Origin of the sequence: Streptomyces sp. NPDC058335 (assembly GCF_042723915.1) — a bacterium.
Taxonomy (GTDB): domain Bacteria; phylum Actinomycetota; class Actinomycetes; order Streptomycetales; family Streptomycetaceae; genus Streptomyces.
In genome coordinates, this window is the sequence record NZ_JBHXHX010000009.1 from 351,630 (window position 1) to 366,186 (window position 14,557).

Here is a 14,557-nt window from a genome sequence, read left to right on the forward strand (position 1 = left end):
CCACCCGGTCCCACCGATGGTCCCGGCCGCCCACCCGCGGCCGGGACCGCCACCGGCGAAACGGTTCCCCCGAGGAGCCCGCCGCCGCGCACGAACCACCCCACACCTCGGCCGTGGAGCACCTCGATGCACGTTCCCCACGGCGCGCGACGCCCCGGCGCGACGCGCGTCACCCTGCTCACCGAAGGCACCTACCCGCACAGCCATGGCGGCGTGAGCGTCTGGTGCGACCAACTCGTCCAGGGCATGCCCGACATGGACTTCGACGTCCTCGCCGTCACCGGCACGGGGCGCGAACCCCTGGTGTGGGACCTGCCCGCTCACGTCACGCGGGTGCGGTCCGTCCCCCTGTGGGGCGCCCCGCCCGAGGGACGCGCGCCCCGCGGCCGGTCCCGCGGCCGGCTCGCCGCCGCCTACGAGCGGTTCCTGACCGCACTCCTCGATCCGTGCGCGGAGGACGGGTTCGCACCCGCGCTGTACGACCTGGCGCGAGCGGCGGCCGACGGCGGACTGAGCGCGTTCCTGCGGGGCGACCGGGCGATCGCCCTGCTCGCCTCCGTGTGGACCCGCCCCGGTCTGGCCGTGCGCGAGGCCCGGCCGACCGTGCACGACGCGCTGACCGCGACGGCCCTGCTGGAACACGCCCTGCGCCCGCTGGCCGTACCGCCGCCGGAGAGCGGGGTCGCCCACGCGGTCAGCGGAGGCGTCGCCGCCCTGCCCGGTCTGGCCGCGCTCGAACGGCACGGTGTGCCGCTGCTGCTGACCGAGCACGGCGTCTACCTCCGCGAGCGTTACCTCGGTTACCGGACCGCCCCCTACCGCTGGCCGGTGAAAGCGGTTGTCCTCGGTTTCTTCCGGTTGCTGGCCGAGGAGACGTACCGCCGGGCCGCGCTGATCACCCCCGGAAACCGTTACAACCGGTTGTGGGAGGAGCAGGGCGGCGCCGATCCGAAGTCGATCCGCACCGTCTACAACGGTGTGGACCCCGCCGCGTTCCCGCCCGCCGGGCCCGAGCCGGAGGTGCTCACCCTCAGCTGGGCGGGCCGGGTCGACCCGATCAAGGACCTGGAGACCCTGATCCGCGCCTTCTCCCTGGTGCGGGCCGAACTCCCCGCCGTGCGGCTGCGGTTGTTCGGCGGGACACCGCGGGGCGGAGAGGCCTACCGGGGGCGGTGCGAGGAGTTGGCCGCCGGGCTGGGGCATGCGGACGCCGTCACCTTCGAGGGCCGCGTCGACGACATCAAGGACGCCTACGCGGCCGGCAACGTGGTGATGCTGTCCAGCATCAGCGAGGGCTTCCCGTTCACGCTGATCGAGGCCATGTCGTGCGGGCGGGCCACCGTCTCCACCGATGTGGGCGGGGTCCGCGAGGCCGTCGGCGACACCGGTCTGGTGGTGCCGCCGCGCGATCCGGCCGCGATGGCCGCCGCCGCGCTGGAACTGCTGGGCGACGCGACGCGGCGCAGGGCGATGGGCGAGGCGGCGCGGCTGCGGGTGATCGAGCGGTTCACCCTGCGGCAGACCATCGACACGTTCCGCTCCATCTACCAGGAACTACCCTCGCTGAGGCCGGAGTTGCCCGCCCGGATGCTCCTGCCCGCCCCGGCGGTCACCGGCACGGGGAGCCTCGCCGGATGAGCGGGCCGATGTCCCTCGAACCCGGCGGCGCCGAACAGGACTCCCTGGCGCTGCGGCTGGCGGCACCCGGCCCGCCGCGCCGCCGCCCGCGCTGGGCCCTGGACGACACCACCCTCGCCGTCCGGCTGCCCCGGCAGGGCCCCGACGAGGAGGCGGTCAGTGCCCTCGCCGCCGAACTCGCCGACCGGGTCGGCCCCGCCGTCCACCCCTACGAAGTGGCCGCGCTGCTGGAGGCGGAGGGCCTGTCCGCCTCCGTGATCAAGGAGCGGTACGGCCACCCGAACCTGTTCTCGCTCGCCTCCGCGCTCTACGACAGGGTGCCGCGCACCTTCCCCGAGCCCGCGCCCGCGGCCGACCCCTGGCGCCCGGACACCGTGCGCTGTCTGCTGCGGGGCGCCCTGTTCGCGCTGCCGGGCCTGGCCTATCCGCTCACCGCGCCCCTGTGGGACGCGGGCCGCCACACCGCCGTACTGGTCGTGGCGGGACTGATCTCCTGGGCCTGGGGGCAGGCGCTGGGGCACCGGGCCCACCTGCGGATGACGGCCGGGCGGCGGGAAGCCGGGCGTACGCTCCTGGTCGGCGCGCCCCTCGGGGCGGTGGTCGCCACGGCGGCCGCCGCGCTGTCCGCCGGCGGCGGCCCGGTGACGCTGGTGGCGGCCGGGCAGTCGGTGTATCTGGCGGCGGCCGGTGTGCTGCTGGTGCTGGGCCGGGAGCGGCTGCTGCTGGCGGCGCTCACGCCGCTGATCGCCGGTGCCGCCGTGCTGCTCCGGTGGGATCTCGACCCGTCGTCGCGGGCCGCGCTGCCCCTGCTGGCGCTGCTCGCCACGCTCGCCGTCACCGGCCACGCACTGCACACCGCCCTCGCCGTCCCGCCCGCGCCGGCCGCGGTCCGGCCGCGCCTGCTGCGGTCGCTGCCGTACGGGCTGTTCGGACTGGCCGCGGGCGTGCTGGTGCTGCTGGAGGGCCATGAGGAGCCGTACGCCGTGATCGTGCTGACCGTGAGCATGGGGCCGGCGGAATGGTTGCTGTACCGCTTCCGGGGGCTGTCCGTCGCCGCGCTGCGCGCCACCGCGACGCCCGCCGCCTTCCTGCTGCGCTCGGCCGGCGTCCTCGCCCTCTGTCTGTTCGCCCATGTCCTGCCGCTGCTGCCCGCGGCCCTGCTCACCGGCGCCGATCCGGCCGTCCTGCTGCCGCTCGCCGCCGCCCTGTGGACCGCGCTGCTGCTGCAGGCCTTCGGGGCGGCCTGGCCGTCCGCCGCGATCTGCCTCGCGGCCGCGGCCTACGCCTCGGCGGCCACCCTGTCCGGCCTGCCACCCGGCCCGGCCGCCCTGCCCCTGTGCTGCGGCGCCGCCGCGCTCTGCCTCGCGGTGTGCGCGCTGTGGACGCTCGGCCGGCCCGCCCCGCACGCCTGACCGCACACCGGCTCCACACTCCCCGTCACCCGACGACCAGGAGTCGACCGACAACCGGAAGGACCAACCGAGTTGACCTCCGCACCGCTCGCCGCCGTCACCGGAGCCGAGGGCTTCATCGGCTCGCACCTCACCGAGGCGCTGGTCGCCTCCGGCCACCGGGTGCGAGCCATGGCCCAGTACAACTCCTTCTCCTCCTACGGCTGGCTGGAGACACTGCGCCCCGATGTCCTGGACCGGGTGGAGATCGTCCTCGGCGACGTCCGCGACCCCGGCTCGGTCCGCGCGCTCCTCGAAGGCGCCGACGTCGCCTACCACCTGGCCGCCCTGATCGCGATCCCCTACTCCTACCAGGCGCCGCACAGCTACGTGGACACCAACGTCACCGGCACCCTCAACGTGCTGGAGGCGGTCCGCGCGCTCGGCACCCCCCGGCTGGTGCACACCTCCACCAGCGAGACGTACGGCACCGCCCGAACCGTACCGATCACCGAGGACCACCCCATCAACACCCAGTCGCCGTACGCCGCTTCGAAGGCGGGCGGGGACCGGCTGGCCGACAGTTACCACGCGAGCTTCGACACCCCCGTCGTGACGCTGCGCCCGTTCAACACCTTCGGGCCGCGCCAGTCGATGCGCGCGGTCATCCCCACCGTGATCGGGCAGGTGGCCGCCGGCGAGCGCACGCTCACCCTCGGCGACCTGCGCCCCACGCGGGACTTCACCTTCGTCAAGGACACCGCGCAGGCGTTCCTGGCCGTCGGCACCGCGCCCGCCGAGCGGGTCGTCGGCCGCACCTTCAACGCCGGTACCGGCGGGGACATCTCGGTCGGGGACCTGGTGGCGCTGATCGGGAAGGTGATGGACACCGCGCTCGACGTGCGCGAGGACCCCGCCCGCATCCGGCCGGCCAACTCCGAGGTGCTGCGGCTGGTCGCCGACGCGAGCCGGCTCGCCGACGCCACCGGCTGGCAGCCCGCGCACACCCTGGAGGAAGGCCTCGCCCGCACCGTGGAGTTCTTCCGCGACCCCGGCAACCTGTCGCGTTACAAGACCGGTATCTACAACATCTGACCCGTCCGGCACGTCCCGAGCACACGTATGAAGGAGGAGCCCCATGATGCACGCAGTGATCCTGGCGGGAGGCAAGGGCGTCCGGCTGCGGCCGTACACCACCGCGCTGCCCAAGCCGCTCGTCCCCATCGGTGACCAGCACGCCATCCTGGAGATCGTGCTGCGCCAGCTCGCCACGGCCGGCTTCACCAGCTGCACCATCGCCATAGGACACCTCGGCGAGATCATCCGCGCCTACGTCGGCGACGGCACCCAATGGGGCCTGGCCGTCGACTACGCCACCGAGGAGAGCCCGCTGGGCACCATGGGACCGTTGCTGACACTGCGGGAACGGCTTCCGGAAACGTTTCTGGTGATGAACGGCGACGTGCTGACCGACCTCGACTACGCCGACGTCCTGCTCCGGCACCGCGAGTCGGGAGCGCCGCTGACGATAGCGACGTACGCCCGCAAGGTGCAGATCGACTTCGGAGTGCTGACCACCGCCGACAGCAGGGTGGTCGCGTTCACCGAGAAGCCGAGCATGGACTACCGCGTGTCGATGGGCGTGTACGGCCTGACGCGCTCGACGCTGGACGGCTACACGGCCGGACTGCCGCTGGGCTTCGACGAGTTGGTCCTCGACCTGCTGAAGTCCGAGAACCCGCCGCACGCCTACGACTTCGACGGGTACTGGCTGGACATCGGCCGCCCGGACGACTACGACCGGGCCAACGCCGAATTCACCAGCCGCAGGTCACTGCTGCTCAAGGGAGCCTGAGCACCACATGCGCATTCTCGTCCTCGGCCACACCGGCTACCTGGGCGCCCACGTCGCCGAGCGGCTGCGGGCCCTGCCGGGCACGCAGGTCCTCGGCGGCGGACGCTCGCCCGCCGCCGGGTTCCCCGTCGACCTCGCCGCCGTCCGCCCCGAGCAGTTGGCGAAGACGCTTGCCTCGGCCGCGCCCGACACCGTGGTCAACTGCGCCGGCGCGACCGGCGGCGACGCCGTGACCCTCGCGGAGGTCAACGCCCGCGGCCCCGCCGTCCTGTGCGCGGCGCTGCGGTCCGCGGCCCCGGCGGCGCGGCTGGTCCATCTCGGCTCGGCCGCCGAGTACGGCCCCGGCCGCGTGGACTCCCGGGTGGCGGAGTCTGCGGCCACCAGCCCGGCCGGCCCGTACGGCGCCACCAAGCTCGCGGGGACGGTCGCGGTGACGGCGTCGGGGCTGGACGCGGTGGTGCTGCGGGTGGGCAATCCGGTGGGGCCGAGGGCGCCCGCCTCGGGCCTGCCCGGCCGGATCGCCGGGCTGCTGCGGGCGGCGGGCACCGACCCGGAGGCGGTGCTGCGGCTGGGCGACCTGTCGGCGTTCCGCGACTTCGTGGACGTACGCGACGTGGCGCGGGCCGTGGCGCTGGCGGTCACGGCGCCCGGTCCGCTGCCGCCGGTCCTCAACATCGGCGGCGGCCGGGCGGTCCCGGTGCGCGAGCTGGTGCGGCGGCTGGTGCGGCTCGCGGGCTTCGCGGGGCGGGTCGAGGAGAACGCGGCGGGCTCGGCCCGTTCCGCGGAGGTCTCGTGGCAGTGCTCGGACATCGGCGCCGCCGCGCGGGCCCTCGGCTGGCGCCCGGTCCACTCCCTCGACGACGCCCTCGCCGCGCTGTGGGGAGGCGACGGTACGCCGTGAGCCTGCTGATCCCGCTGTACGTCCATCCGGCCGAGGACCCGGGGGCCTGGCACCGCCTGATCACCTCGGCCGCCGGCACCTACGGGGTGGTCCTCAACCCGGCGAACGGGCCGGGCGAGGGCCCCGATCCGGCGTTCGCCGCGGCGGCCGGCGCGCTGCGGGCGGCGGGGGCGCGGCTGCTGGGGTACGTAGACACCGATTACGGAACAAGGGACGGCGCGGAGATCGCCGACGAGGTGCGCCGGCACCAGGAGTGGTACGCGGCCGACGGCTGTTTCCTGGACCGGGTGACCGCGACCCCGGACGCCCTGTCCGCCTGCCGCCGGCTGGTCCGGGCGGTGCGACGGCTGGGCGTGGGGACGGTCGTGCTCAACCCCGGGGTCCATCCGGCGGCCGGGTACACGCGGCTGGCCGACCTGACCGTGACCTTCGAGGGCCACTGGTCGACGTACGTCTCGGCGTTCAGCAGACCGGCGTGGACCGCCCGGCAGGCGCCCGAGCGGCTGTGCCACCTGGTCTACGGGGTGCCGGAGGCGCTGGTGCCGCTCGCCGTGCGCACCGCCCACGAACGCGGCGCGGCGGTCTGCGGCCCCGTCACCGGTGAACTGCCCAACCCGTGGGCCGGGTTGAGTCCGGCGCTGACCGGAGTCCGGCCGTGAGGCGGGCCGTAGCGGGCTCGGTGGCACTGGCTGTCCTGCTGGTCGCGGCGTCGAGCGGCTACTCCGGGGACGGCCGGACCGCCGACCCGGCACCGACGGCCCAGCCGCGGTGGCAGCCGGGCCCCGGCCTGGCCTGGCAGTGGCAGCTCGACGGGAAGGTCGACCCGTCGGCCGACGTGCCCGTCTACGACATCGACGGCTTCGAGAACTCGGCGGCCGACGTGGCCCGGCTGCACCGGGACGGCCGCAAGGTCATCTGCTACGTCAACGTCGGTGCCTGGGAGAACTTCCGGCCCGACAAGGACGCCTTCCCGCGCTCGGTGCTCGGCGAGCCCAACGGCTGGGCGGGCGAACGGTGGCTGGACATCCGGCGGCTCTCCGTCCTGCGGCCGCTGATGGAAAGGCGTTTCGACATGTGCCGCGACAAGGGCTTCGACGCGGTGGAACCCGACCTGATGGAGGGATACGGCAACGAAACCGGTTTCCCGCTCACCGCCCGCGACCAGCTCCGCTACAACCGCATGATCGCCGAACTCGCCCATGAGCGCGGCCTGTCGGTGGGACTGAAGAACGACCTTCCCCAGATCCCCGAGCTGGTCGGCGACTTCGACTTCGCGGTCAACGAGGAGTGCGCCCAGTACGACGAGTGCGGTCTCCTCACCCCGTTCGTCGCGGCGGGCAAGGCGGTCTTCCATGTGGAGTACACGGAACCCGCCGGGGAGTTCTGCCCCCAGTCCCGCAGGCTGCGCCTGTCCTCGATGCTGAAGAAGCCGGAACTGGGGGTGTGGCGCAGGCCCTGCTGAGACCTCGGGCGGCATGCGGACGCCGGGCGGGAGCAGCAGGGCGGTCACCGGGTCGGGGACGGACTCAGCTCAGCAGGGCCGGCACCTCCTGGTGGCCGTTGGATATGAAGGACTCCAGGGGGCGCAGCTCCGCCGCCGGGACGGCGGGCCGCAGGCCGGGGAAGCGGGCGAAGAGCGCTGACAGGGCGATGGACGCCTCCATCCGCGCCAGCTGGGCCCCCAGGCAGTGGTGCACGCCGTGCCCGAAGGAGAGGTGCTCACCCCGTGTGGCGCGGGTGACGTCGAAACGGTCGGCGTCCTCACCGTGCAGGGCGGGGTCCCGGCCCGCCCCGGCGTACGAGATCGTGATCGCCTCGCCGCGCGCGATCGTCACCCCGCCGATCTCCAGGTCCTCCACCGCGTAGCGCAGCACGGAGTGGGCGCCGGGTGCGTCCAGGCGCAACGACTCGTCGATGACGTCCTCCCAGGACGCCTGCCCGGAACGGACGAGTTCGAGCTGCTCGGGGTGGGCGAGGAGCCGGGTGATCGCGTTGTCGAGGAGGTTCACCGTCGTCTCGTAACCGGCGGTGAGCAGCAGGATGAGGTTGTCCGCCAGCTCCTTGTCGCTCATCACGGCATCCTCGTCGTCGCGGGCGCCGATCAGGTCCGTGGTCAGGTCGTCGCCGGGCTCGCGCTTCTTCAGGACGACGAGGTCGTTCATGGTGGCGTACAGGCGGACGACATTGCTCTGCGCCTCCTGGGTGGAGGACGTCGTCGCAAAGAAGCCCTTTATGACGCGGAGCAGCTCACCGCGTGCCGACTCGGGCACTCCGAACAGTTCGGAGACGACGCTGCTGGGCAGCGGGTGCGCGTAGTGCTCTCGGAGGTCCACGACCGAGTCGGGCGCGGCCGCCGCCAACTGCCCCAGCCTGTCCAGCAGTTCATCGACGATCTTCTCGATGCCGGGGCGCATCGCGTTGACGCGCCGGACGCCGAACGCGCCCGCGACCGGGCGGCGCAGTCGGGTGTGCTCGGTGCCGTACGCGGTGACCATGTTCTGTACCGAGACCCAGATGGACAGGGGCCAGTCGGCGGTGACCTCGCCGTCGATCCAGGCCGGCCAGTGCCGGTAGGCGTCCTTCGATACGCGCGGATCCAGCAGGAGCCGCTTGATCAGTTCCGCGCTGGTGACCGACCAGGCCGGTACGCCGCCCGGGAGTTCGACCCGCGTCACGGGGCCGCGTGCACGGATACGGCCGATCTCGCCCTGGATGTCACGGCCGCCGGGGTCGATGGCGAAGGGACATGTCGCGGGCTGCGGCGTGGCGTCCGTGGGCTGGGAGGGCTGGGTGGGCTGGGTGGGCTGCATCGTCGATTCCGCTTTCGGGTGCGTTGAGGTGGAGTGATGTGGAGTGACAGGGAAGGCCGGTTCAGCCGGCCGGAGGCGTGGGGGCGGGCAGCAGGTCCCTCAGGTGCTCGCGGTACCAGGGGGCGCAGGCGGCGAAGTGCTCCGCGAACCCGGGGCCGGGTTCCAGTCCGGTCAGGGACCACAGCTCAGAGCTGTCGAACCAGTGGTCGGTTCCGAACTGGGCGAGCCTTTGCACCAGGGCCGCGTCGGCCGGACCACCGAGGCGTTCTTCCAGGTCGGCACGTGACACGTCCCCGTGCGGCAGGGGAAGACCCAGGTGCCGGCAGATCGCCGTGACGAGGTCGCGCACGACGACCGGACGGGGATGGGCCGCGTGCAGGACGGCGGACGCGGGAAGCGGAGCCGGCCGGGTCACCAGGGCCGCGGTCACCCGGGCCAGGTCGTCGACGGAGATCAGCGACAGCCTGGCCCGTCCGCCCTCGATCCACTGCGGCAGCCGTGTGATCATCCTGACGAGCGCGGGAACGAGCCACACGTCCCCCGCGCCGTAGACCAGGTAGGGGCGCAGGACGACGCCGCCGGCGGCGAGGACGCTCCTGTCGCCCGCGAGCCGCGAGGCGCTGGTCACCGACAGCGGGCGGCCGGACGGCGCGGGCTCGCCCCGATGGGGGCCGGGCCCGTACACCGCGGCGGTGCCGAGCCGCACGAAGCGCCGGACACCGGTCCGGCCCGCCTCGGCCAACAGGGCTCGGGTTCCCCCGGTGTTGACCGCGTGGGCGGTCGCCGGATCGTGCGTGATCACCGAGGCGAGGTGCAGGACCGTGTCGGCGCCGCGGCACACGCCGCGCAGGGACGCGGGGTCGGTGAGGCTTCCCCGGACGACGGCGGCCGTTGCGGCGCAGCAGTCCGGTACGTCCCTCTCGTGGACGAGCAACCGCAGTCGCGGCCGGCTCTCGTGGGCGAGCAGCCGGTGGACGGCCTGATGGCCGATGAACCCGGTCGCGCCGGTGACGAGGACGGTCGACGCGCCGCCGTCCACCCGGAGCTCACCACTGCGCACGTTTACGCCTCTTTGCGAAAGAGACAAGCCAGCCGTGTGCGCGGGCGGGGATGCCTGCCGTGGTGCGAGTTACGATGAAAGCGCTGTCAACGGTGGAACTCTGCCGGTGCGGAAGGGAATTGCGGGTGCGCGGAGATGACCGGCCGGACTTCCCGGCCGTGAGGTGGTGCGTCACAGGAGTCGGTTCCTTTCCTGGAGCGGAGTCGTCGACGCGGGTGGCCGCACGGCGGCGCCGCGACGCCCGTGGCCCGGCGGTCGTCCGGGCGGACCTCCGCGTGAGCCGCCCGGTGGCACCCGGTGCCTATGCCCTGTGCACCGGGCATACGGATGGGCGCCACCAGGCGTCGATGACGGTGAAGAGGACCGGGCGGTGCAGGTCAGCGGCGTACCGGACACCGCGGACGGCGACGGGGAACGCCGGTCACCGGCGGCGGTGGGGAATCGCGGGACGATCGGGCCGGTCGGCGATGCCCCTGAGCCCGCTCGACGGAGGGCGGGTGGACGAAGGGACTGTCAGCCTTGCGCCGAGGTGCCTTCGAGCAGCGCCGAGAACACCAGGCGGCCGTTCTGGTGACCTGTGACCTCGAGCGCCGTCAGCTGGGGCGTGCCGGTCGGCCTGAGACGGGTCTCGATCCAGCAGGGCTGGTCGTACTCGACGTAGCCGAGGAAGGCCACCTTGGCCGAGGTGTGGTGGTGCAGGGCCGGTGCCACGGTCGCGTTTGCGGCCTGGAACGCCGCTTCGACGAGGAGCATCCCCGGGAAGTGGTCGTTGCGGTGGTCGAACAGCGTCGGGTGGCCGAAGTCCGCGCGCAGTTGCCAGCGCCCGAACGGGGCGTCGGCCGACGCCGCCGGCTCGGGAGCCGGGGCGAGCAGGACGTCCATCACGCGCGTCCGGCCGACAGCGGCCGGCGGCACGGGGTCGGGTTGGACCGGCTGCGTGGCGGCCTCGATCTGGGCCCCGCGCAGCCTGCGGTAGACGGCGGAACTGACGATGTCGAAGCGGCCGCCCCCCTGCGCCACCGTCCTGCCGTCCGCGCGCAGCGTCATGTCGCAGGTCATGGACCCCAGCCGGCGACCACGCAGACGCAGGCCAGAACAGACGACCTCGACCTCGATGCGGTGGGTCCCGAGGGCTGTGGCCGGACGGGCCGGCTCCCGGGTGTACGCCATGTCCCACATGACGAAGTGGTGCCCCAGCGGAACGTCGTGGGCCACGTGCGCCAGCAGCAGACCGCACTGCCGGATGGTCTCGCCGATCAGGTTCGCCGCGTGGTTACCGTTCACCCGTGTGTAGAACGGGTGGTCTTGGGGCCATGCGACACTGATCAGATAGCGGTCCTTGGCCAGAGGCCGCCAGCCGACCGGCAGCACATCCGACGGGTTCGAGCGGTGCACCCACTCCTTGGCGACCGGATAGAACGACACATCACGCGATATGTCCGTTTCTTCCGGTCTGGAATTCTGCGCACCGATCTCACTTACAGCTATGGCTTGCATTGCCTTCCCCCCAGGAATGCGACGCTGAGCTCGAGATGAGCCCGAGCGGGACGTAACATACGTGTGAGTCGGTATGTAGCTCAATGGGTTGTCTCATATTGTGAGATTAATGACTGGTTACGTCGGCTCCACCAGCACAGACGCGCGCAGCCCCCGGAGGTAGAACCCATGGCGACGCAGGAACGAGGTCTCGCGACCCGCCGGATGATCCTGGAGGCCGCAGGGGCCGTCTTCTCGGAACGCGGCTACAGCGCCGCGACGGTCTCCGACGTACTGAAGAGGCTGGGGCTCACCCGGGGGGCCGTGTACTTCCACTTCGCCTCCAAGGAGGAGCTGGCGCGGACGGTGCTGGCCAGCCAGGCGGACATCCCCACCGTCGTCCGGGACATCAAGCTCCAGGAACTGATCGACCTCGGGCTCGTGTTCGCGTGCCAGCTGACCCGGGACCCCGTCCTCCAGGGCAGCGTCCGGCTGTCACTGGAGCTGGACTCGGTCGGGCTCGACCGGAAGCTCCCCTTCAGGAGCTGGGTCGACCGCAACCAGGAGATCCTCGAACAGGCGCGTGCGCAGGGCGAGCTGCGCCCGCACGTGGATCTGACGGAGACGGCCGAGCTGCTGTGCTCCTGCTTCACCGGAGTTCAGCTGTTCTCGCAGGTCATGACCGGCTGGGCGGATCTGGAGTCGCGGATCCGGGCGCTACTGAGGCATGTGCTCCCCAACATCGCGGAACCCTCCGTCCTCGTGCAGCTCGACCTGAGCGCGGACCGGGGACTCAAGGTCGGGGCGGAGCTGAGCGCCCTGGCGGAGGCACAGGAGGCCCAGGAGCCGCAGGAGAACGACTTCTGACATTCCGGCATGTTCGATTTATCGAACAGGCTTCGACGGGCTGGGGCCGCCCGGTGCGGGCCGCCCCAGCCGCGGCGACCTCAGCCCATGCGGCCGACCAGTGGCGGCAGCAGATTCCATACCCCTGTGACGGTTGACTCGGCGAGCCACTGCTCGTTCTCGTGCCACAGGAACGCCAGCCCCACGGTCATGGCGACGATCGCGCTGGAGGCGTGGCCCGCCGCACCGGAGCGGACGAACGGATAGCCCCGCTCCGCGGCGGCGACGGCGGTAGTGACGTACTCCTCCCACTGCTGAATCAGGTTCACCGTGGACTTTCGGTCCTTCTCGCAGCTCAGGAGCACGCCGGCGCGGAAGACGACATCCCGCCGGTACAGGTCCGCGAACGCCCGCACCGCGCGCGACAGGTCCCGTGCACCGTTGTCGTCGTCGTGACCGGTCACCCCCGCGAACCTCTGGGCCGCCGCCGCTTCCACGGCGTCCGCCAGGGCCTCCTTGCTGGGGAAGTGGAAATAGAGGGCGCCTCTGCTCACTCCCGCGTCCGCGGAGATGGAGGACAACTTCGCTCTCGAGTAGCCGTGTTCGGCGAAGACCGTCGCGGCCGAACGTATCAATTGGGAGCGGGTCCGGGCCGCCTTGTCTCTCATGCCGACTCCTCACATCCGTGCAGGTGGCTCGCGGTGACGCCGGGTCCGGAACCCGGGCCGCAAGGTACGTGAATATAACATTCACGCTTGTATCTTTACCCCGTTCGCAAGGGGACTTTATCGGCCGCCGAGCCGGTTGCTGACGGACAGTCTCAGTCCACTATGAGGCGAAATACCCAATCTCACGACGTCAATTGAGACGCGGGGCGTGTGATCCAAGCCACCTGACGCGCGTTGACATGCATGCGTGTCGGTTTGTATTCTCCGAGTGCTCGATCGGTTTTCGGCGTGGGTGTCCACGCAGGAACGGGGGACATCGGATGAGCCAGCCGGGCATGGTTCGGCACAGAACGGACAGCACACATCACCGTCACCGCACTCCCGGCACGCAGCGTCGCGTGTCGCGGGACGTGCCGGGTTTCAGGTCGGGGGCAGAGGTGGCTGGCGAGGCGTGGCGTGTACTCGTCGTCGAGAGCGACGTGGACGCCCAACGGGGGATCACTCACAGTCTCAAGCGGCAGGGCTGCGACGTCGTCGGTGTCGACAGCGGCAGCAAGGCCCTGGACATGTACGAACACGCGGATCTGGTCCTGCTGGACCTGGAGTTGTCGGACCTGCACGGCCTCGACGTCTGCGCCGCGATCCGGGCGGCCGGGGACACGCCCATCATCGCGTTCACGTGCCGGCGCAGCGAGTGGGACCAGGTGCTCGTCCTCGAGGCGGGGGCGGACGACTGCCTGATGAAGCCTTACGACCTGCGGGAGTTGACAGCCCGGATCGGAGCGGTGATGCGCCGCAGCCTGCGCCCGGCCCGCGCCCCGGACGTCATGGAGTGGGGACCGCTGCGCATCGACATGAAACTGCGCGAGGTCACGCTGCGCGGCGCGCGCGTCGATTGCACCCGCAAGGAATTCGATTTGCTGTGCCTGCTGGCCTCACAGCCGGGGGAGGTCGTGTCGCGGCGCCAGCTCATGAGCCAGGTCTGGGGGGAGCACTGGTCGCCGCCCAGCCGCACGATCGACACCCATGTGGCCAGTCTGCGCAGAAAGCTCGGACCGGACGAGTGGATAACGACGATCCGCGGTGTCGGGCTGTGCTTCGAACCCGCCGACTTCCACTGATCCGGCTTCGCACACCGGCCGGTTCGCCATTCCGGCCCGCGCTCAGCGGTCGGCGGAGCGGTCGTGACCAGATGCTCCGCCGACGCCACGGGTGGCCCGACCGCCGCCCGCACACATCCTTCGAAGGGAACCACGACCCATGTCTGATCTCACTCCCGAGCGCGTCGGCGCCGCCTGGGCCTCCCTCGGCACCGGAGACCGCGAGAAGATAACGGAGTTCTGGGACGAGAACGTGCGCTTCGAGGTGCCCGGACTGCACGCCTACTCGGGCTGGTACGAGGGTCTCGACGCGTTCCTGGAGTTCTTCGGGAACATGTTCCGGCTCTCCGGCGGCACGATGCACGGCGAGAGCGTGACGGTCCTGGTCAACCCCGAGGCCGGCTACTCGGTCGACGTCAACCGCATCTCAGCGGTACGCGCCGGGGCCCCGGAGGACAGCACCTCCCCCTACGACACCTTCGCGGTCGAGGCCCTGCACCTGCTGCGCTGGAGCAACGGCCGCATCGTCGAGGGGCGTTGGGTCGTCATGGGGGCCGGAGCAGAGACCACCGCGCTGTGGTGGTCGCCGCGTGACGCCAGCGGCGCCCGCCGCCAGGTCGCCTGACCCCCGGCCGGCCCACCGACCCCGGTACGACTGTGGCACTGGCGAAGGCCACAGTCGTACCGGCAGCGGGTGCCGGCGCGGTGCGGCGGTGACGTGGGGACGGCCCCGCCGCACCGCACCGCACTCCACAGCCCGGCCACGGGAGCGTGCCGCTCCGCCACTCCCGGGTGACTCCCCCACCACACCG

14 protein-coding genes are annotated in these 14,557 nt (G+C 72.0%); 10 read left to right on the plus strand and 4 right to left on the minus strand.

What is annotated here, in order from left to right; genetic code table 11:
• The first annotated feature begins 126 nt into the window (after window positions 1-126).
• The 7 genes from pelF to ACFWJX_RS20555 all read left to right on the plus strand — a co-directional run bounded on the left by pelF (window position 127) and on the right by ACFWJX_RS20555 (window position 7,247).
• A complete protein-coding gene (gene pelF, locus ACFWJX_RS20525; protein ID WP_383244923.1) occupies window positions 127-1,638 on the plus strand; it encodes a GT4 family glycosyltransferase PelF in 1,512 nt (503 codons plus the stop codon).
• A complete protein-coding gene (locus ACFWJX_RS20530; RefSeq protein WP_383244926.1) occupies window positions 1,635-3,050 on the plus strand; it encodes a hypothetical protein in 1,416 nt (471 codons plus the stop codon). The genes pelF and ACFWJX_RS20530 overlap by 4 nt, the downstream gene beginning before the upstream one ends.
• A 72-nt stretch (window positions 3,051-3,122) precedes the next feature.
• Entirely contained in the window at window positions 3,123-4,124 is a 1,002-nt protein-coding gene (locus ACFWJX_RS20535; protein WP_383244928.1) for a GDP-mannose 4,6-dehydratase, read from the plus strand.
• 46 nt (window positions 4,125-4,170) lie between these two features.
• A complete protein-coding gene (locus ACFWJX_RS20540) occupies window positions 4,171-4,884 on the plus strand; it encodes an NDP-sugar synthase (RefSeq protein ID WP_383245054.1) in 714 nt (237 codons plus the stop codon).
• Between the two features lie 7 nt (window positions 4,885-4,891).
• Window positions 4,892-5,785 (plus strand): NAD-dependent epimerase/dehydratase family protein, encoded by an 894-nt coding sequence (locus ACFWJX_RS20545; RefSeq protein ID WP_383244931.1) that lies wholly within the window; start codon window positions 4,892-4,894, stop codon window positions 5,783-5,785.
• Window positions 5,782-6,444 (plus strand): spherulation-specific family 4 protein, encoded by a 663-nt coding sequence (locus ACFWJX_RS20550; RefSeq protein WP_383244934.1) that lies wholly within the window; start codon window positions 5,782-5,784, stop codon window positions 6,442-6,444. The genes ACFWJX_RS20545 and ACFWJX_RS20550 overlap by 4 nt, the downstream gene beginning before the upstream one ends.
• Complete coding sequence (locus ACFWJX_RS20555) at window positions 6,441-7,247, plus strand: endo alpha-1,4 polygalactosaminidase (protein WP_383244937.1); 807 nt, start codon at window positions 6,441-6,443, stop codon at window positions 7,245-7,247. Before ACFWJX_RS20550 ends, ACFWJX_RS20555 begins: the two co-directional genes overlap by 4 nt.
• A 64-nt stretch (window positions 7,248-7,311) precedes the next feature.
• Here ACFWJX_RS20555 and ACFWJX_RS20560 read toward each other — a convergent pair whose 3' ends face one another.
• From ACFWJX_RS20560 to ACFWJX_RS20570, 3 genes are all read right to left on the minus strand, one after another.
• A complete protein-coding gene (locus ACFWJX_RS20560) occupies window positions 7,312-8,595 on the minus strand; it encodes a cytochrome P450 (RefSeq protein ID WP_383244940.1) in 1,284 nt (427 codons plus the stop codon).
• A 61-nt stretch (window positions 8,596-8,656) separates the two neighbouring features.
• Window positions 8,657-9,655: an NAD-dependent epimerase/dehydratase family protein gene (locus ACFWJX_RS20565; protein ID WP_383244942.1), complete on the minus strand. Its 999-nt coding sequence runs from the start codon at window positions 9,653-9,655 to the stop codon at window positions 8,657-8,659.
• A 513-nt stretch (window positions 9,656-10,168) separates the two neighbouring features.
• Entirely contained in the window at window positions 10,169-11,080 is a 912-nt protein-coding gene (locus tag ACFWJX_RS20570; protein WP_383244944.1) for a ScbA/BarX family gamma-butyrolactone biosynthesis protein, read from the minus strand.
• A 240-nt stretch (window positions 11,081-11,320) separates the two neighbouring features.
• On the opposite strand from ACFWJX_RS20570, the gene ACFWJX_RS20575 reads away from it, so the two are divergent.
• Window positions 11,321-11,998 carry a ScbR family autoregulator-binding transcription factor gene (locus ACFWJX_RS20575; RefSeq protein WP_383244947.1) on the plus strand — a complete coding sequence of 226 codons (678 nt, stop codon included), beginning with the start codon at window positions 11,321-11,323 and terminating at the stop codon, window positions 11,996-11,998.
• Window positions 11,999-12,078: 80 nt separating this feature from the next.
• Here ACFWJX_RS20575 and ACFWJX_RS20580 read toward each other — a convergent pair whose 3' ends face one another.
• The gene (locus ACFWJX_RS20580; protein WP_383244949.1) at window positions 12,079-12,645 is read right to left on the minus strand and encodes a TetR family transcriptional regulator; all 567 of its coding nucleotides are present in this window, start codon (window positions 12,643-12,645) and stop codon (window positions 12,079-12,081) included.
• A gap of 437 nt (window positions 12,646-13,082) precedes the next feature.
• Here ACFWJX_RS20580 and ACFWJX_RS20585 point away from each other — a divergent pair, with 437 nt between their 5' ends.
• Both ACFWJX_RS20585 and ACFWJX_RS20590 read left to right on the plus strand, forming a co-directional pair.
• Window positions 13,083-13,766 (plus strand): response regulator transcription factor, encoded by a 684-nt coding sequence (locus ACFWJX_RS20585; protein WP_383244952.1) that lies wholly within the window; start codon window positions 13,083-13,085, stop codon window positions 13,764-13,766.
• Between the two features lie 139 nt (window positions 13,767-13,905).
• The gene (locus ACFWJX_RS20590; RefSeq protein ID WP_383244955.1) at window positions 13,906-14,370 is read left to right on the plus strand and encodes a nuclear transport factor 2 family protein; all 465 of its coding nucleotides are present in this window, start codon (window positions 13,906-13,908) and stop codon (window positions 14,368-14,370) included.
• Window positions 14,371-14,557: the final 187 nt, after the last annotated feature.